This is a genomic window from Pseudomonas sp. GXM4 (genome assembly GCF_008923895.1).
Lineage (GTDB): Bacteria > Pseudomonadota > Gammaproteobacteria > Pseudomonadales > Pseudomonadaceae > Aquipseudomonas > Aquipseudomonas atacamensis.
Window position 1 is genome coordinate 1 of sequence record NZ_WBRZ01000073.1, and the last position, 21,375, is coordinate 21,375.

16 protein-coding genes are annotated in these 21,375 nt (G+C 59.9%); 2 read left to right on the top strand and 14 right to left on the bottom strand.

Annotation, left to right across the window (positions count from 1 at the left end):
• Window positions 1-102 precede the first annotated feature (102 nt).
• The 13 genes from F8N49_RS11915 to yaaA form a co-directional block, all read right to left on the bottom strand.
• The gene (locus F8N49_RS11915) at window positions 103-1,554 is read right to left on the bottom strand and encodes a mannose-1-phosphate guanylyltransferase/mannose-6-phosphate isomerase (protein ID WP_024011673.1); all 1,452 of its coding nucleotides are present in this window, start codon (window positions 1,552-1,554) and stop codon (window positions 103-105) included.
• A 102-nt stretch (window positions 1,555-1,656) separates the two neighbouring features.
• Window positions 1,657-2,313 (bottom strand): alginate O-acetyltransferase AlgF, encoded by a 657-nt coding sequence (locus tag F8N49_RS11920; protein WP_016771605.1) that lies wholly within the window; start codon window positions 2,311-2,313, stop codon window positions 1,657-1,659.
• A 14-nt stretch (window positions 2,314-2,327) separates the two neighbouring features.
• On the bottom strand, window positions 2,328-3,500 hold the full coding sequence (locus F8N49_RS11925) for an alginate O-acetyltransferase (protein ID WP_016771604.1): 1,173 nt from the start codon (window positions 3,498-3,500) through the stop codon (window positions 2,328-2,330).
• Window positions 3,501-3,510: 10 nt separating this feature from the next.
• Window positions 3,511-5,076 carry an MBOAT family protein gene (locus F8N49_RS11930; RefSeq protein ID WP_024011674.1) on the bottom strand — a complete coding sequence of 522 codons (1,566 nt, stop codon included), beginning with the start codon at window positions 5,074-5,076 and terminating at the stop codon, window positions 3,511-3,513.
• A gap of 211 nt (window positions 5,077-5,287) precedes the next feature.
• Complete coding sequence (locus tag F8N49_RS11935) at window positions 5,288-6,412, bottom strand: mannuronate-specific alginate lyase (protein WP_122601884.1); 1,125 nt, start codon at window positions 6,410-6,412, stop codon at window positions 5,288-5,290.
• Window positions 6,413-6,420: 8 nt separating this feature from the next.
• Window positions 6,421-7,887, bottom strand: coding sequence for an alginate O-acetyltransferase (locus F8N49_RS11940; RefSeq protein WP_130928293.1), 1,467 nt, complete (start codon window positions 7,885-7,887; stop codon window positions 6,421-6,423).
• An 11-nt stretch (window positions 7,888-7,898) separates the two neighbouring features.
• Window positions 7,899-9,470, bottom strand: coding sequence for a mannuronan 5-epimerase AlgG (algG, locus tag F8N49_RS11945; RefSeq protein ID WP_151551540.1), 1,572 nt, complete (start codon window positions 9,468-9,470; stop codon window positions 7,899-7,901).
• A 26-nt stretch (window positions 9,471-9,496) separates the two neighbouring features.
• Window positions 9,497-10,978, bottom strand: a complete 1,482-nt coding sequence (locus F8N49_RS11950) for an alginate export family protein (protein ID WP_151551543.1) — start codon at window positions 10,976-10,978, stop codon at window positions 9,497-9,499.
• Window positions 10,975-12,483 carry an alginate biosynthesis TPR repeat lipoprotein AlgK gene (gene algK, locus F8N49_RS11955; RefSeq protein ID WP_178116968.1) on the bottom strand — a complete coding sequence of 503 codons (1,509 nt, stop codon included), beginning with the start codon at window positions 12,481-12,483 and terminating at the stop codon, window positions 10,975-10,977. Before algK ends, F8N49_RS11950 begins: the two co-directional genes overlap by 4 nt.
• Before the next feature lie 9 nt (window positions 12,484-12,492).
• A complete protein-coding gene (locus tag F8N49_RS11965; RefSeq protein WP_024011680.1) occupies window positions 12,493-13,662 on the bottom strand; it encodes an alginate biosynthesis protein Alg44 in 1,170 nt (389 codons plus the stop codon).
• A gap of 35 nt (window positions 13,663-13,697) precedes the next feature.
• Entirely contained in the window at window positions 13,698-15,179 is a 1,482-nt protein-coding gene (alg8, locus tag F8N49_RS11970; RefSeq protein WP_162098720.1) for a mannuronan synthase, read from the bottom strand.
• 99 nt (window positions 15,180-15,278) lie between these two features.
• A complete protein-coding gene (locus F8N49_RS11975; protein ID WP_016771595.1) occupies window positions 15,279-16,595 on the bottom strand; it encodes a nucleotide sugar dehydrogenase in 1,317 nt (438 codons plus the stop codon).
• 809 nt (window positions 16,596-17,404) lie between these two features.
• Entirely contained in the window at window positions 17,405-18,184 is a 780-nt protein-coding gene (gene yaaA, locus F8N49_RS11980; RefSeq protein WP_071174455.1) for a peroxide stress protein YaaA, read from the bottom strand.
• A 364-nt stretch (window positions 18,185-18,548) separates the two neighbouring features.
• Between yaaA and F8N49_RS11985 the strand changes: the two genes are divergently transcribed.
• Window positions 18,549-19,625, top strand: a complete 1,077-nt coding sequence (locus F8N49_RS11985; RefSeq protein WP_372241024.1) for a polysaccharide deacetylase family protein — start codon at window positions 18,549-18,551, stop codon at window positions 19,623-19,625.
• A 177-nt stretch (window positions 19,626-19,802) separates the two neighbouring features.
• On the opposite strand, the gene F8N49_RS28290 is transcribed toward F8N49_RS11985, so the two are convergent.
• Window positions 19,803-19,925: a hypothetical protein gene (locus F8N49_RS28290; RefSeq protein WP_256675429.1), complete on the bottom strand. Its 123-nt coding sequence runs from the start codon at window positions 19,923-19,925 to the stop codon at window positions 19,803-19,805.
• 38 nt (window positions 19,926-19,963) lie between these two features.
• On the opposite strand from F8N49_RS28290, the gene F8N49_RS11990 reads away from it, so the two are divergent.
• Window positions 19,964-21,358, top strand: a complete 1,395-nt coding sequence (locus tag F8N49_RS11990) for a PhoH family protein (protein ID WP_024011685.1) — start codon at window positions 19,964-19,966, stop codon at window positions 21,356-21,358.
• Window positions 21,359-21,375: the final 17 nt, after the last annotated feature.

A 21,375-nucleotide genomic window follows, 5' to 3' on the forward strand; every position in this document is an offset into this window, starting at 1 on the left:
ATTGCAGGCGACACAGAGTCAGGACAAAAAAAGCCCCCGCCCAGCCCGCTGCGGATAGGGAACGCAACGGGCTGGACGAGGGCTTCTCGTTTTAGTGATCGATTACTGCGCGATGGTCTTCACCGACACGCCGCGTTCGATCGGGGTGGAGCGGCCGTAGATATCTTCGAAACGCTCGATATCGTCTTCACCCAAGTACGAACCCGACTGCACTTCGATGATTTCCAGCGGGATCTTGCCCGGGTTGCGCAGGCGATGCACCGAGGCGATCGGGATGTAGGTCGACTGGTTTTCGGTGAGCAGGAACACGTTCTCGTCGCAGGTCACTTCGGCGGTGCCGCTGACCACGATCCAGTGTTCGGCGCGGTGGTGGTGCATCTGCAGCGACAGGCACGCGCCCGGCTTGACCGAGATGTGCTTGACCTGGAAACGCCCGCCCATGTCCACCGAGTCGTACGAGCCCCACGGACGATAGACTTCGCAGTGGTTCTGGGTTTCGCTGCGGCCTTGGGCGTTGAGGGTGTTGACCATCTGCTTGACGCCCTGGACCTTGTCCTTGTGGGCAATCATCATCGCGTCCTTGGTTTCGACCACGACGATGTTTTCCAGACCGATCACCGAAACCAGTTTGCCGTTGCCGTGGATCATGCAGTTCTTGCTGTCCTGGATGACCACATCGCCTTTGCTGACGTTGCCGTTGGCGTCTTTCTCGTTGACTTCCCACAGCGACGACCAGCAGCCGACATCGCTCCAGCCGGCGGTCAGCGGCACTACGCAGGCGCGCTGGGTTTTTTCCATCACCGAGTAGTCGATGGAGTTGTCCGGGCAGCAAGCGAAGGTGGCTTCGTCGAAGGTGATGGTGTCAGCGTCCTGCTGGCTGCGCTCAAGGGTCAGCAGGCAGGTGTCGTAGATGTCCGGATCGTGCTTTTTCAGTTCTTCGAGGAAGCGGCTGGCGCGGAACAGGAACATGCCGCTGTTCCAGTAGTAACCGCCGGATTCGACGTACTCGGTGGCGCGCTTGACGTCCGGTTTTTCGACGAAGTGCGAGACGCGGCTGACGCCTTCAGGCAGCAGCGAATCAGCGGTGGATTTGATGTAGCCGTAGCCGGTTTCCGGTTTGGTTGCCGGCACGCCGAACAGGACCATCTCGCCGTTCTCGGCTGCGACAGTCGCCAGGGCCAGCGCACGTTGCAGGGCTTTCTGGTCTTCCAGCACGTGGTCGGCCGGCAGCACCAGCATCAGTTCGTCACGGCCTTCATTGACCAGCATCATCGCGGTCAATGCTACGGCCGGCGACGTGTTGCGGCCGAACGGTTCCATCAGGATGCGCTGGCATTCCAGATTGCGTGCGGCCAGTTGCTCGTTGACGATGAAACGGTGCTCTTTGTTGCAGACCACGATCGGGGTGTCCATGCCTTCGAACACCAGGCGCTCGAGGGTTTGCTGGAACAACGTGTGTTCGCCGGTCAGAGCGAGGAATTGTTTAGGGAACTGCTTACGCGAAAGAGGCCACAGACGCGAACCGCTACCACCTGACAAGATCACCGGAATCATAATGTTTACTCCATAAAATGCAGTTGAGAGCTGCAAGCTGCAAGTAGTGAGCTAGAAGCACTTCACTTGCAGCTTGAAGCTAGTAGCTGATAGCTCGAGCGATTAGCGAGTCGACACCGGGCGTTTCACCCAGACTGGCGACAGGTTGCTGCCGTTGCCGGTGACGTACAGTACGGCTGCCTCACCACGCTCCAGGGCGACTGGTTTCACGTCGCCGACTTTCTTGTCGCCTTCGTACAGCGCCAGGCTGACTTTCACCGGGTTGATTTCACGTTCGCCACGGCCCTTGGCTGCCACGTTCGGCACCACTTCGGTCTTGCCGTCGGCGGTCTTCAGGGTCAGCGGTTTGTCGCTGAGGTTCTGCACGCGTACCAGGGATTTCTGCTTGTTCTTGAACGGCGGCTCTTCGATCAGTTGTGGCGCGCCGGAAGCGTTGTTGACCAGGGTGTAGTAGTGGTCACCTGCCAGTTTCACCGGCAGGGTCTGGCTGCCGACTTTGGCGCTGTAGTCGCCGCCTGGCATGAAGCTGAAGTCGCTGCTGGCCAGTGGCGCGATATCGCTCAGGTTGGTGCTGCCGACAGTCGCGCTGACTTCAGCGTTGCTGGCGTTGTAGACACGCACGAAGGTCGAGCCTTTCGGTGCGGTCGGGCCGTACAGCGCGGCGTCGCCGCCGGCAAAGGCTGGGACGGAAAGTACGCTGAGGCCAGCAACCAGTGCGAAGCTTTTAGCGAGACGACGAGGAGTAGTAGTGAAAGTCATGGTGTACCTCTCTTTCAGTTTTGCGCCCGATCGGGCGTCTCGGATTTAGTGTTGATGGCTACGTTTTGTTGGCGGGCGCCGGCTTGTTTGAGCTCTGCGACCCACTGCGGGTCGGCGTCGCCGATTTCGTTGTTCACAGGCAGATATCGTTCAGGAAACTCCCAGATCAGCACTTGTGGCGGGCTGTTCTTGAAGTCATCGCTTTTCAGGTAGCTGAGCATCGGCAGAATCGGGCCATGGCCGTCTTCGGCGTAATTGACGACGTCGCTGTGCAGCGCTTGTTTGAGCGCACCGACGAAGTTCCAGTTGGGGTTGGCGCTGTAGCTGGTGCCGATCAGCGCGACCGGTACTTCGCTGTTGGCGAACAGGGCGTCGTCACCGGCAGGCTGCTCGGCGGCAACGGTGTTGCGTTTGAGCAGTGGCTCAGGCGCCGGCATCATGTTCTCGAACAGCGGATCGAGCGGCAGGAACAGACGCAGATCGCCCTTGTGCGTGACCTTCTCTGCTGGCGTGGTAACGAAGCGCTGTGGCTCGCCGCTCAGCGGGAATTTCTCGGCAATGGTTTTCGCCAGCGTGTTGGCGGCGATCTCGGCGCCTTCCGGCGTCCAGTGGGTGTCGGTGCGCAGGAACACTTGCTGACCGTTCTGCTTGGCCTGTTGCAGCGGGCCGAGCAGGTCAGGGGCGAGGATCTTGTCGGCCGCGACACGGGCGTGGAAATCCTGATACAGGTTCTGGTGAATGCTCGAAGGCTTCACTTCATCCAGATGCTCCGGATACAGACGCACCTTGGCCGGGACGATCGCCATCACCAGTTTCACGCCTTTCTCTTTCAGGGTCTGGCGCACGCCTTCGACCAGCGCGTAGTTGCCTTGCAGGTTTTGCTGTTCGTTGACGATCGGGTTGAATTCCTCATCGCTGTACAACCACTGGTCGCGGCCGAGCACGACGCCCGGACGACCTTCGTTGAACAGTTTGAAATCCAGCGCGGCCCAGAGGTTGGTGCCCAGACGCTTGATCGGGAATTCATCGTCGTAGTGGGTTTCCACCGCCTTGGTCCAGCGGCCATTGAGCACCGTCGCGTCGGCGTTGGTGCTGAAGCCGAAGAAGCTGCGAATCGACCACAGACCGAGGACCAACAGCGTCACCAGGAACAGGGCGATGTAGAAGATGCGTAATGAGCGGGTCATGTCAGATCCCTCAGAACTGGAAGTAAAGGAACGGCGAGAAGCTTTGCGCCGAGAGTTTGAGAATCGAGGCGATGAACAGCAGCAGGATCAGCCCGCGCATCACGTAGCGCGACCAGTCAGCGGTCCAGTAAGCCGGTTGCACCTGGGCTTCGACGCCAACGGTGTAGCCAGGTTCGTGGATGCTCGCCGGATTTTCCCCAGGCGCTGCCTTGATCATTCCCGGCGTCGCCGTGGCAGGGCCATCGGCCTCGACGTTGACTTCAGGTTTGGTCTTGGCTGGCGGCTGATTGGTGTACAGATCACGCAGGCCGAAGAAGGCCAGGGTCACGTAAGCCACCACCAGGGTTGCCACTTGCAGGCCGGTGAGGCTGGCCTGATTGAGTTCCGACAGCGACCAGTCGCCGAAGCTGAACATTGCACCGTACATGCGCCCGGCAACGTGCAGGTTCTCGGCACGGAAGATCACCCAGCCCATCACTACCAGCAGGAAGGTCAGTGCCCAGCGGATCGGGTTGAGGCTGCGCGGCGAAGTGTTCAGGCCGAGCATTTTTTCGATCGCCAGCCACATGCCGTGCCAGGCGCCCCAGATGATGTAAGTGATGTTCGCACCGTGCCACAGACCACCCAGGAGCATGGTCAGGAACAGGTTGCGATAGGTCATCAGCGTGCCTTTACGGTTACCGCCGAGGGTGATGTACAGGTAGTCACGCAGCCAGGTGGAGAGGCTGATGTGCCAGCGGCGCCAGAACTCGGTGATCGACTGGCTGATGTACGGCTGCTTGAAGTTTTCCATGAAGCGGAAACCCATCATCAAGCCCAGGCCGATGGCCATGTCGCTGTAACCGGAGAAGTCGAAGTACAGCTGCGCGGTGTACGCCAGCGCACCAAGCCAGGCGTCACCCGTGGTCGGGTTTTGCAGGGCGAAGCAATGGTCGGCGACCACGGCGAGGGTGTCGGCGATGAAGACCTTCTTGATGAAACCCTGCATGAACCGCGTGCAGCCCTCGGAGAACTTGTCGAGGGTGTGCGTGCGGTTGTTGAACTGATCGGCGAGGTCGCGAAAACGCAGGACCGGGCCGGCAATCAGGTGCGGGAAGATCGCCACGAATGCTGCGAAGTCGATCAGGTTGCGCGTGGCCGGAGTGTCGCCACGGTACACGTCGATGATGTAGCTGATCGATTCGAAGATGTAGAACGAAATACCGATCGGCAGCAGCACGTGGGTGAGGATGAACGGTTCGAGACCGAACGAAGTCATGATCTCGTTGATGCTGTCGACGCCGAAGTTGGCGTACTTGAAGTAGCCCAGAATGCACAGGTCGACGGCCACACCGAGCAGCAGCCAGCGCTGCGCCGGTTTGGTTCGCACGCCGGCAGCACCGACCTTGAGGCCGATCCAGTAGTTCCACAGCGTGACCGCTGCGAACAGCGCGAGGAAGTCCACTCGCCACCAGGCGTAGAACACGTAGCTGGCGATCAGCAGCAGCAGGTTGCGATAGCGTTGCCCGCTCAGGTAGTACAAGCCGAGAAAGATCGGCAAGAACAGAAACAGGAACACGTTGGATGAAAATACCATCCCGATCTCTCCATGTTTGAACCAACAGTCAAGGGCCAAAGCCCCCCCAAACCCCCCGTGGTAGTGGAGGGGTGAAACAGTCCTGCGATCGTTCCCACGCTCTGCGTGGGAATGCCTCAATGGACGCTCTGCGTCCGCTTCGGCATGGGACGCGGAGCGTCCCGGGCTGCATTCCCACGCGGAGCGTGGGAACGATCAGCCATCAGTGTTTTCAGGAACCCTTGTTGCCCTTTTCATGCGACGGGTCGTAGACCTTGGTCAGGTCGCCGCCAAGACGGAAGGTCTTGAACGGTTGCATGTCGCGCTTCTTCTCGATCACATCCGGCGCACAGGTGTAGAGCGTGCAGAACGGTTCGAGCCAGGCGAATTTCATGTCCTCTTTCAGGTCGGTCATGTCCTGCTTTTTGCCGTTCTTTTCTTCGAACTCGTCAGGGTCCTTGACGCCGGCCAACACGCGATCACCCAGACGCTTCAGTGCGCCATTGTTTTCCTGACGCAGATCGACACCGTTGACCTGGGCGAAACTGGCGATCATCGCCAGCGGCGGCAGGGCGTAGTTGTGATAGGCGAGGGCGCGTTGCTGGCGCTTGAGTTCGTTAGGCAGGAAGCCATCGGCATCGACTTGATTGACGCCGACCTTGTATTCCTTGACGGCCCAGTCGAACAGGTCGCGGCGGTTGGTGGCGACGGCGGTGGCCATCACCGACCAGGCGGCCCAGTACGAGTGGTTGTTGGTTTTTTCCAGCGGCAGGTTGTCCCAGTCGCTGACCACCTGATCAGCCATTTTGCTGAACCAGGCTTCGATCACCTGCGCTTCCTGCTGGTGCTGGGCCAGTGGATGCGAGTCGGAAAATTTCAGGCGAATGTACGACGAGGCCATGCTGCCCAGCGCCCATTTGCGCATCGACTTGCCGGTGTGGTTGAAGTCTTTGGACATCAACGCGTCAGCCTTGGCCCACGCGGTCAGCCAGTTGAGCGTGCATTCGAGCTGCTCCGGGCGACCGTCACGCATGAACTGCATGACGCGCTTGGCGGTGCCGCGCTCCAGCGTGGTGATGTCTTTGGTGGTGTCGCGAAAGGCTTTTTCCGACTGCACGTTCAGCGTCGCGCGAGCCTTGTCCGAACCTTCGTATTTGCTGCGAAATTGCAGCGGACCGGTGTACGGCGCCGGCATCGCGTCGCAGCCATCGCTCTTGTCGCCGGTCTTGAATTTATCCACCGGGGCGAAGTAGCCCTGCGGCGGACGCAATGGCGCGGCGGCCTGAGTTGCCCCGGCGAACATCGCCAGGCTCAGGAGTGTCGGTGCCAACAGGTTTTTCAGTTTCGGATTTCGCATAGCAGACCTCATTGCCCGAGCTGCGCGGTCTGTTGACCGACGCCCGGGAATACGTTGCGTTTGCAGATTTTCGCTTCGACTTTTTGTGGCGTGGCGCCAGGTCCGGCTTCAGGACCCTGGACTTCAACGGCCAGCAGGTTTTGCGAGGCCCAGTCTTCGTCCGTGCGCAGCTCAAAGGCGAAACGACCGTCGGTGTCGGAGGTTTCCGGTTTCTCGATCTTGATGTCCTCGTGGCGACCGTTCATGTACCAGAGGGTGGCTTGCAGGGTTTTCACCGAGGTGTCGGCGAAGCGGATGTCGACCTGATGGTTGGCGTTTTGCAGGTTCAGGTTCTTGCTATTGACCAGCAGTTCTTGCTTGCTGCCCGGCTTCAGCGTGGCACTGGCGGACATTTGCGCGTCCTTGCCTTCGCAACCGTTATCGAGCAGCGCCATCATCTGGCGATAGATGGTTTCCTGGTCGAGGCGATACAGCGGCGAGAATTCCCAGATGAGAATCTTCGGCGGGGTCTTCTGGAATTCTTCGCTGCCCAGGTATTGCAGCATCGAACCTTCGAAACCGCCGCCGGGGAAGGCTACGTTGAGAATGTCGGCGCCGATGGCTTCTTCGAGGAAACCGGCGAAGTTGTAGTTCTTGCCGCTGTGCGATGTACCGACCAGAGTGATCTGCGGATTGCCGGAATCGCCGAACAGATCGCCGTCACCGGCCTCGCCTTTCGGCTCGGTGGTGAACTGGTCCATGTACTGGATCGCATAGCTGGTGCCGCACAGTTGCCCGGCCATGTTGTGCAGGGTGCCGGTCTTGCCCATGCGCCCGGAGCGCTTGGTCTCGAATTCACGCTTGGGAATGTCGGCGAAGGCCGGGATCTGCTTGACCTTTTCGGCGACGATTTTTGCCGTGCGCTGGGCGCCATATGGTGTCCAGTGTTGGTCGCCACGGAAGTAGAAATCGTGGGCGGGCAGGGTGTCCGGCAGCGATTCGTTGGTCAGTGGCGACAGGTCCGGCACCACATAGCCCATCTTGGCGAAACGGCCGAGCATGGTCTTGTAGTTGCCCAGCGCTTTCTCGTAATCGAACGCGGCTTTTTCCTGCGGGTTGAGCTTGTTGCGGTTCACCAGGCCACGGGTCGGCTGGTAAACGATCACCAGCTCCACGCCTTTGCTCTTGAACGCATCGTGCAGTTGTTGCAGGCGCTTGTAGCCGGCCGGCGTGGTGTTGAACTCGGTGCGCAGGTCTTCCTGGGTACGGAACAGCCAGTCGCCCTGGGCCTGCACCAGCGTGGTGAAGTTCTGCTGATAACGCGTGGTGTAGTTCTTCGCGTCATGGGCCGCCGGGCACAGGTTGCAGCACGGTTCGGCGGTGAACTTCGGTGGCGTGACGCTTGCGCCGTCAGCGTCGGCGCGGGCGTTGCCGGCAGCGAGAATGCCGAGGGTCAGGGCCGAGAGGCTGAGCAGTTTGATCATGTGTGGGTGCATAAAAATTATCCTCAGTCCTGCAATTCGGTCTGGCGTTCGACAGGGTCGATCAGCACGGCTTTCTGCTGGCGCACCAACAGATCGAGAATTTCATCCTGGCGCTCGCCGAGGATGCCGTTGAAGCTGATCCCGCTGGACTTGGTCGGCGCCAGCATCGACACGCGATACAGCTCGACACTCAGCGGCGAGTCGATCGACAGCGGGCCGCTGCCATTGGCCGCCAGCTCGCCGCCGACGACGATCAGCGAGACCTGCGCGTCGAACGGGTCGAGCTTGATGTCACGGTCGGTGTCGGTCAGGTCCTTGATGTGGCCGTAGATACCGGTCAGGCCGTTGGTCATGGCAACGTTTTCGTAGAGGCGGATGTTCACGCTGTTACGAATACGAATGCCGTGACGGGTATTGCTGATGACCTTGTTGCCCCACAGCAGGTTGTCGGCGGACTCGTAGAGCGTGATGCCGTCGGTGTGGTTCTTGTAGATCTCGTTGTAGGCAATGATGTTGTTGACGCTGTTACGGTCGATCACCAGGCCCGACAACTTGTTGTCGAAACTCTTGTTGTTGAAGATGAAGCTGTCGTTGACCTCACGGGAAATAATGATCCCGTGCTTCTTCTTCGTGCCGTGAACGGTGTTCTCGGCAATGATCAGACGGTGCGAGCGGTCATGCGGGTCGATGCCGTAGACGATGTTGTCTTTGTAGGTGTTGCCCTTGACCACAAAGTCGCTGGTTTCGTAGCAGTAGAAGCCGTACCACATGTCCGAGAACTCGGAGCCGACGATCCAGCCGGTCGGTTCCGGGCGCTTGAGGACCTTGGCCATGTTCGGCGTGTACTGGGAAATACTCACCCCGTACGACTTACTGTTGGCGTAACCGAAACTGGCCATCTTGCTGTTGACGATGTAGGTCTCGGTGCCGCCCCAGGAGAGCAGGAACGGACGGAATTCCTTCGGCGAACGGAAGGTCGCCGGGCCGTTGTCCTTCTCGCGCCAGCCGGTGACTTTGGTGTCACGCACGAACAGTTTGCCGTCGTTGACCAGGAACGAACCGGCTTCCTGGGACAGGCGCAGTTCCTGGGTCTGGCCATCGATTTCGAGGATGCCTTTCTCGCCGACCACGATCGGCAATTTGGCCAGGTACACGCCCGGGGACGTCTCGCTGAAATACTGCTTGGGCAGTTTTTTCGCCAGATCCTTGAGGTTCATGTAGCCGTCGTCGATGAAGATGGCCTGCGGGATGCCGTGCTGACGCACGACCCACTCGGCCATCTTGTTATCGCCGCCGATGAAGTCCTTCAGGGCGTTTTCCTGCATCATCCGGCGCACGCTGATCTTGCCCGGCTTGCTGCGCACTATCTTCGCCGCAGCGGCTTCGGCGGTGAAGCCGGAGAGGTCGGGCAGTGTCGGCTTGGCCAGTTTCAGCGCGTCGGTCGGCGCGCTGCTGACGGTGTAGGTCTTGGCCTGTTGCAGTTCTTTGGCCACGTTCGCAGGTTTCGCCGGTTCAACATTGGCGAAGGCGCTGGCGCTGGCCAGCAGCATCGCGCCGGCCAGCAGGCTGAGTGAGCCTGTTCTGGTGCTGATCATGTCGGGCACTCCCTTGGCGGTTTGCATCAGAAGCGCCAGATCACGTCAATGAATGCGCGGTGCATGTAGGAATCAACCTGGCTGCCATAGGCATCGCCCGGTTTGAACACACCGCCACGGAATCGCACCAGTGCCGAAGGCTCGTCGATCGACTGGCTCAACGCCGCCGGCAACAGGCCTTGCTTGAAGTACTTGGTGACGACCAGGTCCATTTCCTGACCCAGGTCCTTGTTGCCATCTTCAAGCGGCAAGGATGTGCTGGAGAGGATTGCGCCGGTGACGTCGTCGGTGTTGTTTTCCACCGCGTTGATGCCGTTGCTGCCGACCGGCTTGTTGCCGTCGACACGCCAGAACTTGTGGTAGATCAGGCTGGCGTCGTACTCGTCGTTGACCATCCACGAACCGAACAGGGTGGCGGTCTGCATGTTGTTCATTTCGCCACGGAACGCTTCGCCGAAACGGTGCACGCGCGAGCGGGTACCGGTGTAGTTGGAGCGGTTGCTCTCCAGACCGTTCTGTTCGTAATCGGCACTGGCGCGGGCGTAGGCACCGCCGACTTGCCACTGCGGATCGAGGCGCAGACGCACGCCGACATCGGCTGCCCAGCCGCTGATGTCATCGCTGCGCTTGGCTTGTGTCGGGCGCGTGCCGTCGGCGTTCAGCGCATTGACCGTGTCGCGGTCGCCGCTCATGCCGGTGATGCTGCCCCAGTAGTTGACGGTGTTGGTGTTGCGCCAGTTGTAGGCGTCGCTGTCGGCAGTCAGGCCGATCCAGCTGATGTCGCCGTTCTCGGTCTTGTCCAGCGAGTCGCGCGGGACGCCCGGCTCGGCGTAATCGAGTTTGCCGTCATCGTGAGTGTGGTGGCCGCGAATGCCGACCCACTGGCCCGGTGTCCACTGATAAGCAGCGTCGGCGTAGGCGTGCAGGCGATCCTTGTCTTTCGGCGCCAGCTCTTTCAAGTCGGTGCGGTATTCGCTGAAACGCTCGGCAACACCGGCATTGGCGCGCAGCAGGGTGGTGTCAAAGGTCCAGTTCAGCGCTTCGATGTTGGTGTCACGCCATTGGCCGTCGTCATTGCGCAGACGCTGGCGACCGAACTTGAGCATCTCGCCCGGGTACGGGGTGAGGCCGCTGTAGCCGACCCAGAACTCGCGCATCGCCAGGTAGTTTTTCTTGGTTTCGCGATCACCGCTGTCGGTGGCCTGTTCGCCGTCCGATTGTTGCAGGGTGTCGGTCTCGATGATGTCGGTCGAGGTCACCGCCTGACCCATCGCGTAGGCGCTCCACGCGCCGCTTTCGCCGTAGATCCACGGACGCAGGTCGAGGCCCACGCCATTGACGTCACCGCCGCCGGCAGTGCCGAGGTCACGGTCGTCTTCGGACTGGCCGGTGAGTTTCACTTCCAGACCGAAGTTCTTGGTTTCAGTCATCGCAGCCAGTGTCGGGCAAGACCAGATCAGCGCGAAGGTGAGGCCAATACCGGCCTTCACGAATGGGTTCAGCTTCATAGTTTTTCCTCGCCGTCTTCTTCTTGCAGGGCGTGCAGTTGCAGCGTGTTCGAGTTCAGGGCGCCACGGCTGGCCTGTTCCTGTTGCAACAGGCGGCGGGCTTCGGGCAGGCGCTCGGGCGGCAGTTGCGCCTCGAGGGTCGCTGCCAGTTCATCGGCTTGCGGGGTGTTCTGGGCCTTGGCCAGTTGGCTGAACACGTAGGCGTTCAGCGGGTCGGGCTTGGTGCCCTTGCCTTGGGAAAACAACTGGGCGATGGCGAAGTCGGCACTGTTCTGGCCGTTGCGCGCAGCGGTCAGCAGATGGTCCAGAGCCTTCTGCGGATAGACCTTGCCCAGGTAGCCACGACGGTAGATCTGGCCGAGGTAGTAATCGGCAGCGACTTCGCGGCCGACGGCTTTCTGGAAATGTTCCTCGGCGACTTTCGCGTCGGCCGGGACCAGTTTGCCTTCGTAGTAGACCTTGCCCAGCAACAGTTCGGCGCGCGGCTGGTCGGCAGCGCGACCGTTGTCCAGGTACTTCATCATCTGGTCGACGTCGCCCAGTTCGGGGAAGTCGTAAAGCAATTGCGCGAGGGTGACCCACGACGCCGGGTAGCCGGGAGCGATCGGCTCGAGCAGCGCCTGCGCGGTTTTTTCGTCGGTCTTGCCCAGGGTCGAATCGGCCAGCACGCGGGCCACCGAATCGACACGCTGCGCGGTGACGGTGCCACGGCTGTAACCGGCCTGCATCTGCTTGATCAGCTCGGCCTGTTGCTCCGGCTGGCCACGTTTCTGATAAACGGTGGCCAGTTCGACGTAGCAGATGTCGGTGGTGTTGAGCGCGGCCTTGCAGATTTTTTCCACGTCATCCAGATGCTGGTCGTAAGTGCCCTGGGTGCGATACAGCAGCACTTGCGCCAGACCCGCTTCCGGGTAACCGGATTTGCGCCACTGATCGATCTGCTGCTGGGCGTTGATGTTCGGGAAGCTGTGCGGGTATTGCAGATACAGCATCGCCAGCGGGATCAACGTGTTGCCTTCGCCATTGGCGGCGGCTTTTTTCAGCAGCGTTTCGGCTTCGTGGTGCTCGGCTTCGGTGGAGCCCGGCTTGGCCACCAGCAGACGACCCAGACGTGCCTGGGCACGCGGCGACACGCTGGCCGCTGCGCGGTAAGTCGCTTCGGCCTGTTTCATCTGCGCCGGGTCGCGGCTGTCGACCTGGATATCGGCCAGGCCGACTTGCGCCTCGCTGTAACCCAGATCGGCCAGTTGCTGGTAGTTCTGCGCAGCGGTGGCGGTGTCGCCACGCTTGAGCGCTTCGTTGGCCAGACGCTGATCGGGCAGCCCGGCGCAACCGGCCAAGCTCACCGCCAATGCCAAGGCGCACATGGGGCCCTTGTGGGAGCTGGCTTGCCAGCGATTCAGGCGACTCGGTGTTTCAGCAAGACCGCATTGATCCAATCGCTGGCAAGCCAGCTCCCACAGGGATAGCGGCGTTCTGAAGAGACTGGTGATAGTCACAGGCATGTCCTCGACTTAAAGACCGGCAGCCATGGCTTTGTCGATCAGCCAGTTCAGGTTCGGGCCACGGTCGCTGTTCACTTCCACCGGGCGGCCGGCCAGGCTGCTGTCGAGCGGCTCGTCAGGCTGGATCTGTACGCGAATGTCGGAGGACAGGTCGGCGCTCTTCAGGCTGGTGCTGCTGACGATCTTGCCGGTGCGGGTCTTGTCTTCGCCAGCGATCTGGAAGCTCACCGGAGTGCCTGGACGCACGTCGCCGAACTGGCGATAGGAGAAGCGTGCTTCAACGTTGGCCTGGGTGTTGCGCGGCACCAGTTGGAAGATCACGTCGCCCTTGCTCGCGTACTGACCGTCAGCCACCAGTTGCTGGGCCACGGTGCAGTCGCACGGCGAAGTCAGGGTGCCGGTCATTTGCTTGCCGAACAGTTCTTCAACCTTGGCCGGGGCCAGTTGGTCTTCGGCCAGATGGCCCTTGAGCACGTCGAGCATGCTGGTGCTGAAGGTCGCCAGTGGTGCGCCTTTGGCGGCAACGCCGTCGGACTTGACCAGGCTCTGCACGGTGCCGTCACGCGGCATGGTGATGTTCATCCCCGGCACGCTGACCAGACCGGCCTGGGCGTGGCTGACGAAGTACATGCCGTACACCGACTTGAAGATGAAACCGGCAGCGACCAGACCAACGGCGAAAATACCGGCGCTGAAGGTCACGGCTTTCAGGCGGCCGAACGGGGTCATGCCGGTGTCGTTGGTCTTGTTCTTGCGCGCCTTGGTGAAGTTGTCGCGCTGCAGGGTCGCCAGCACTTCGCCGATGCTGACGATGTCGCCGGCCAGGTGCGAAGTGATCAGGTGGCGCAGGGTGGAAATGTCCTGCGGTTCGAGGTTCTGGAACTGGCAGCCGGCGCGGCCGGTGGCGCGATCGAAGGAACGCACCTGCAGTTCAACGTCCATGGCCAGGCCGAGGTTGTCGATGACAAATTGCAGACGCGCCTTGTACACCTCGCCGATGGTCAGCGGCATCTGCCCGGCGTTGAACGCCAGACCGCCAGCCGACAGATCGAGGACCCGCGCTTCGAGCGGAGTCCGGTCAGGGCCGAAGAAACGCAGCTTGGCCGGGATTTTCACGCGAGCGTGCTGGCGCTGGGCTTCGGATTCATGCACTACGTTGACGTTGACGGCGGTATTCATAGGGGCGATTTCCTTGTTAATTCAATAGGAGCGGGTCAGACCATCATCAGCAGCACGGCGACAAAAATGCTGCCGGCGGAGAAGGTCATGGTCCGAGACGACCAGGTGTTGAACCAACGTTGAAAGCTGGCGAGATCACGGGTCAGGGATGTGGGCTGGCGAGTCCAGGATTGTTGGTCGAGGCGGAAGAACACGTAGATCTTCACCAGGGCGCCAACGATCTGGTTGTAATACAGAATCGCCGGGTAAGCAGGGCCGATGCGGTGACCGGAACACGACAGCAACAGCGTCAGGATCAGGCGGGTGATACCGATCCACAGCAGGTACACGAGGATGAACGCGGTGCCGTACTTGAAGCTGGCGATCAGTGCGACGGTCAGGCCGAGCAGCGAAGTCCACATCGACACGCGCTGGTCGAACAGCACCACCGAGGTGAACGCGCCGAGGCGGCGGATACCCAGACCCAGTGCACGGGAGTTCTGGCGCAGGTTGTTGCCGTACCAGCGGAACATCAGCTTGCGGCTGGCCTTGATGAAGCTCTTTTCCGGCGGATGTTCAACGGTGTTGATCGCGGCGTCCGGCACGTAGAAGGTGTCGTAACCCAGGCGCATCAGGCTGAACCAGCTCGACTTGTCGTCACCGGTCAGGAACTTGAAGCGGCCCAGACGCCAGTGTTGCAGCGAGTCGCTTTCAACGTCGGCGATGAATTCCGGATTGGTCACCACGGAGGCTTTGAATACCGACATCCGACCGGTCATGGTCAGTACGCGCTTGGACAGGGCCATCGAGCACATGTTGATGTGGCGCTGGGCGAAACGCAGCTTGTGCCATTCGCTCATGATGTAGCCGCCGCGCACTTCGCAGAACTCGTTGGTGGTCAGGCCGCCGACATTGCCGAACAGCTGGAACCACGGCACGGTCTTGCGCACGACGCCTTCGCCGAGCACGGTGTCGCCGTCGATCACGGCCACCACGGCACGGTCGTCCGGCAGGTGACGGGAGATCGCGCGGAAACCGAAGGCCAGACCATCGCGCTTGCCGGTACCGGGAATACGCACGAAGTCGAGCTTGACTCGCTCCGGCGGATTCATCCGCGCCCACAACGCCTTGACCAGCAGCTCGTCGGACATTTCCACGATCGAGCAGACAATGGTGGTCGGCAGTTCGCAGTCGATGGCTTCGCGGATCACCGAGCTGTAGACCTGCGCGGTGGTCAGCGCGTCAATACGAAAGCTGGTGACCATCAGAAACACATGCGACGGATCGGCCGCTTTACCCAGCTTGCGTACTTTGCGACGCAAGTGCGGGTAAACGATGTAGAGAAAAATCATGCCGCGCACAAAGTGCGTTGCACCCATCGAGTAGCGCCAGATACCCACGGCGCCAATCAGGAAAATGAAGTCCTTCGACTCGGAGTCGAATGTGGACGTGGGCAGCATCAAGGCCAGGCCCATCAGCAGACTGAGATAAAAAAGCCAGCCGGCTGATTGCAGAAAAAAATGTTTGAGCTTGGTCATAACCGTCATCCGAAGGTAAGGGAAGCTGCAAGTTGCAAGCTTCAAGCTGCAAGCCAATCGCGTTGACTTGCAGCTCGACGCTTGTCGCTTGGGGCTGCGTTACCAGCAGATCCCTTCGGTGCGGCTACCGGCGCTGGTGGCCTTGGACATGAAGCCCACCAGGTCGATGACTTGCTTGCCCTGCGGCGCTTCCTGGGCCAGCGAACGGAATTTCTCGTCGCGGTTGCCGAGGATGATCACGTCGGAGTTATCGATCACCGAGTCGAAGTCGGAGTTGAGCAGGGACGATACGTGCGGAATCTTCGATTCGATGTAGTCCTTGTTCGCACCGTGGACACGGGCGTATTCGACGTTGCTGTCGTAGATGCTCAGGTCGTAACCCTTGCCGATCAGCATTTCCGCCAGTTCGACCAGCGGGCTTTCGCGCAGGTCGTCGGTGCCGGCCTTGAAGCTCAGACCGAGCAGGGCGACTTTGCGTTTTTCGTGGCTTTCAACGATGTCGAAAGCGTTCTGCACTTGCGATTCGTTACTGCGCATCAGCGAGTTGAGCAGCGGCGCTTCGACGTCCAGGGAACCGGCGCGGTAGGTCAGGGCACGCACGTCTTTAGGCAGGCACGAACCGCCGAAGGCGAAGCCCGGGCGCATGTAGTACTGGGACAGGTTGAGGGTCTTGTCCTGGCAAACCACTTCCATCACTTCACGGCCATCGACGCCGACCGCTTTGGCGATGTTGCCGATCTCGTTGGCGAAGGTCACTTTGGTCGCGTGCCAAACGTTGCAGGTGTACTTGATCATCTCGGCAACGGCGATGTCCTTGCGGATGATCGGTGCGTCGAGTTCTTCGTACAGCGATTGCAGAACGTCGCCCGAGGCGGTATCGAACTCGCCGATAACGGTCATCGGTGGCTGATCGTAGTCAGCGATGGCGGTGGATTCGCGGAGGAATTCCGGGTTGACCGCAACGCCGAAATCGACGCCGGCTTTCTTGCCCGAGCAGTCTTCCAGAATCGGGATGACCACGTTGGCCACGGTGCCTGGCAACACGGTGCTGCGCACGACGATTGTGTGGCGGGTGGTTTTTTCACGCAGGACAAAACCGATCTCGCGGCACACGGCCTCGATGTAGTTCAGTTCCAGGTCGCCGTTCTTTTTGCTTGGCGTGCCGACGCAGATCATCGACAGGTCGGTATCACGAATCGCCTCGGCGAAGTTGGTCGTGCCGCGCAGACGACCGGTCTGGATACCCTGCTGCAGCAGTTCGCCCAGGCCTGGTTCTACAATCGGCGATTTGCCGGCGTTAATCATGTCGATCTTGTCTTTGGCAACATCGACGCCAACTACGTCATGACCCCGTGCAGACAGGCAACCGGCACATACTGCGCCAACGTAACCCAAACCAAATATGCTGATGCGCATCGCAATTACCTCTGTATATATCAGGCCTTAGAAGGCCGGAGTTAATGGTGTTCAGCGGTCACTAGTGCACTCGGAAGTGCGGCTTACAGGCGCCACAATGCCGTGTGCAGGCATACAAAGTTCCGAGTGTCTAATAAGTGCACTCAAGATGTGCGCAACTAGGCCTTGTTGTTATGACTTGCCCTGTTATGCAGCCGATCTTCCGTGCGGGAAGACTCTAGTGCAGTCGTGTAGCCTGCTCGACGTCCGGTAGGGAGCCGGTAAATCAAGCAGTTAGGTGCTCAGGCGAGCACGTTTATAGGGGCGCGGCCTTGGCCTTTGTAGGGGATATTAATGGTGCGTATCTCCTGTCCTTCGATTGTTTTGAGACTCGTTAGTCACTCAGGCAAGTTGCTGTGACAACTTGGTTACATGGCTATCAGCTCTGCGTAAGTTATCTCGTACAAACTCGGCGAGAATCGTTACCGGTGGTATGAGCAATGCATTTGGACATAGTTCCAGCCCGCTCATCGTGCCAGCCGAAATTTTTTGAAATATTGATGAAGATGGCACTGGGTGCAAATTGATAGCACTAACGATTTCGCCCTTTAGTTATCGGGGCGAAACCGGGGCCGATAGTTTTGTGCCACTACGGGTAAAAAATTTAGGTGCCACTACTGAAAAAAAACTTCAGTGTCGAGTGAAACTAAAATTAGAAAATAGAGTGTGGTTTTATTGGCGCCATGAATTTGGCGATATGTCGCGAGGGGATTTTGACTTCGGGCGGACTGCACGACTCCTGCCGAAAAGAGTCGTGCAAAGGGCATGCTTTATTCCGGGGCGTGGTCGCGCAAAAACACCAGATTGTCGGGTTTCGACTGCTCGGCGCTGTAGCGATAACCTTGTACATCGAATTGCTTGAGCTGAGCCGGGTCGTTGATGCGTTCCTCAATCACAAAGCGGCTCATCAGGCCGCGCGCTTTCTTCGCGTAGAAACTGATGATCTTGTACTGGCCGTTCTTCTGATCCTTGAACTCGGTGTTGATGATCCGCGCCTTCAACGCGCTGCGCTTGACCGCGGAAAAGTATTCGTTGGATGCAAGGTTGAGCAGTACGTCATCGCCTTGCTCGGCCAGCGCTTCGTTCAGCCACTCGCTGATGCGCGTGCCCCAGAACGCATACAGATCCTTGCCACGGGCGTTGGCCAGTTTGGTGCCCATTTCCAGGCGATAGGGTTGCATCAGGTCCAGCGGCCGCAGCAGGCCATATAGGCCGGAGAGCATGCGCAGGTGTTTTTGCGCGTAATCGAATTGCGCTTCGCTGAAGGACTGCGCATCCAGGCCGGTGTACACATCGCCCTTGAAGGCGAGCAGCGCCTGTTTGGCGTTTTCCGGGGTGAAGGCCGGCGTCCAACTGCCGAAACGCGCGGCATTGAGGCCACCGATCTTGTCGGACACGTGCATCAACTCGCTGATCTGCGCCGGACTCAGCTCGCGCAGCTGCTGGATCAATTCCTGGGAATGGTCGAGGTACTGCGGCTGGGTAAAGCGCTGGGTCGCCGGCGGTGTTTCGTAGTCGAGGGTCTTGGCGGGGGAAATCACCATCAGCATGAAGTCGTCTCCTTTAATCGTGGGGGCGATTCTAGGGGGTTGTCCGGGTTGACTCCAGCTATCAAGCCCATAGGTGATCGACGGCTTAACTCAAACCCCTTGTGGGAGCGAGCCTGCTCGCGAAAGCGGATTTACATGATCGTTCCCACGCTCCGCGTGGGAATGCAGCCCGTGACGCTCTGCGTCACAGTCGTCGGACGCGGAGCGTCCGGGGAGGCGTTACCACGCAGAGCGTGGGAACGATCATCCGTGGCTGAGGGGGAACAGGACAGGATCAGCTATAGTGCCGCGCGGGTTTTGTTATGGAGACATCCCTTTGCGCATTGTTCTTATATTCACCGCGTGGCTGCTGAGCTTCGGCGCCATGGCGGCGCCCGGCGACGCGGCGACGCTGGATCGCACGACCTGGCCGGAGCAGATCAGCAACCCGACCCTGTTCGACGTCGCGTCGCGGGCGGAAATCCTCATGTTCGCTCGCGGCCTGCTCGGCACCGAGTCCATCGACGAGGCGGCACTGGCCCAGCGCCTGGGCCTGCGCACGGTCAATATCGATGCGGTCAATCAGCTGCGCCAGCGCCTCTGGCAGCGCTTGCTCGCCAACTACAACCACGCCCAGCAAAGCTGCGATCAGGACGCCTCGTTCTGCTTCCTCGTCGAAGACCTGCCGACCCTGCGCGAGCAGGCGGCCAAGTTCGTGGTCAGCGACGACAGTTATTACACCAAATGGGCCGAGCCGAGCCGGATCTTCCATTTGCAGTACCTCGACGAGTTGATGCGCAAGGCTGCGCTGTCGCCGCAAACCAGTAACGAGTTCGATCGTTTTGGCGACTACGAGCGCAACGGCGACGACATGCACGACCGGCTGTTTCTGCTGACGTTCGACAGCGCCGCCAACGTGCAACCGGACAACACCGACTGGCTGACCGAATACCTGCGCAAGTCCAATCTGAGCGGAACGTTCTTTGTTCTGGGCAAGGATATTCAGGCGCGACTCGCCGGCCGTTCGGTCAGCAGCCTGCAGGCGAGTTTCTCCCGGCAGTGCGTGGGCGTGCAGGGCTGGGAGTTCCGCTCCCACAGCCATTGGCAGGACTGGCAGGATTCGGTGCGACGCAGCGCCGATCTGGTGAAGAACAAACTGCCGGAAAACTACGTGCCGCTATTCCGTCCGCCGGATGGCCAGCGCCGCAGTGACGCGCAGGGTTTTTTCAATAGCCAGGGCCTGCAAGTGGCACTGTGGGACATCGATGCCCAGGACGGTGCCGGCAAGCTCAAGGGGCCGGCGAGCGCGCAGCGAGTGTTGACCCTGATGCTGCTGTGGCGGCACGGGGTGATCAATTTCAACATGAAACAGGATGCGGTGAAGACATCGCTGCCGTGGCTGATCACACAGACTGCGCAGAGCGGCATTGGCTGGGAAGACTGTCAGGACGCGTTTCGTTGAGAAACGACAAAAAGCCCGGAAACATTGGGCTTGGGGTGATTTTCAGGAGGAATTCGATGCAGGCGGACTTCCGACTTTAGCGGGGTACGGGGAGTCCGCCAAGGGCTTTTCGTCACTCTGCAAAATAAACTTAAAAAAACCGTCAAAGTGCTTTTTTATGTCATCGGTTTTGGAGTATTACGAAGGCAGACCGCCGAAACCTGCAACACAGGTGGCGTCTTCCCAGACTCCTATTGTGTGCAGTTCATCCAGGCCCTCGTGGATGAATTCGGCAGTCACCTCGAGGCGCAGCACTGTCACGGTATTGCGTCGAATGGCTCCCACAAAGGTGACCGAGTATGGATGATCACGGACGCAGCCCTTCCTCCAACCAGCCAATCCTGTATGTACTCGATACCAACGTATTGATTCACGATCCAAATGCCCTGCTGAATTTCGAAGAACACCACGTCGCCATCCCGATGACCGTGCTGGAAGAGCTGGACAAGCTCAAGAGCGGCCATCACAGCGTGGCCGCCGAATGCCGTCAGGCGATCCGCCTGATCGACAAGACCTTGGGCGATGCGTCCCCCGAGGACGTCGAACTGGGTGTGCCGATCCAGCGCGGCAAGGGCGGGCCGAAAGGCTTGCTGTCAATTCTGATGAGCAAACAGGCCGAGTCGAACCTGATTCTGCCCGAGCACCTGAACGACAACAAAATCATCAACCAACTGATTGATCTGCATACCCGCGATCCGCAAAAACCGGTGGTGCTGGTCACCAAAGACATCAACATGCGCCTCAAGGCGCGCGCCTGTGGCATCGACGCCGAGGACTACAGCACCGACCAGTTGGTCGATGACGTGTCCCTGCTGCCCAACGGCTACCACAACATGACCGGCTCCTTCTGGGACCGCGTGAGCAAGGTCGAAACCCGTCAGGACCACGGCCGCACCTGGCATCAGGTGCAACTGATCGACAACCTGCCGGCCGTGCACATCAACGAGTTCATCATCGACGAGCAGGGCTTTGTCGGCTGGATCAAGGAAATCCAGGAAGACCGCCTGCTGATCCTCGACCTGCATCAGGAACCGCTGCTGCATCAGGAGGCCTGGGGCCTGAAGCCGCGCGACATCTATCAGAGTCTGGCGCTGTATGCGTTGCTTGACCCGGACATTCATCTGGTCAACCTGTCCGGCGCCGCCGGTTCCGGTAAAACCATTCTGGCGCTGGCCGCTGCGATCGAGCAGACCATGGTCAGCAAACGTTATCGCCGCATCATCGCCACCCGCAGCGTGCAGGGCCTGGACCAGGAAATCGGCTTCCTGCCCGGCACCGAAGCGGAAAAAATGGAGCCTTGGCTGGGCGCCATCACCGACAACCTCGAAGCCTTGCACATGGATGACGAAAACACCCATGGCAGCGTCGACTACATCCTCAGCAAAGTGCCGTTGCAGTTCAAATCGCTCAACTACATTCGCGGTCGCAGCTTCCAGCAAAGCCTGATCCTGATCGACGAATGCCAGAACCTCACGCCGCACCAGATGAAAACCATCATCACCCGTGCCGGCGCCGGTTCCAAAGTGGTGTGCCTGGGCAACCTGGCGCAGATCGACACCCCTTACCTGTCCGCGACCAGCTCCGGGCTGACCTACCTGACCGAACGCTTCAAGGATTTCCCCAACGGTGTGCACATCACCCTGCAAGGGGTGCCTCGCTCGATCCTGGCCGAATACGCCGAATCGCATCTGTAACCTCTCACCCAGAACCG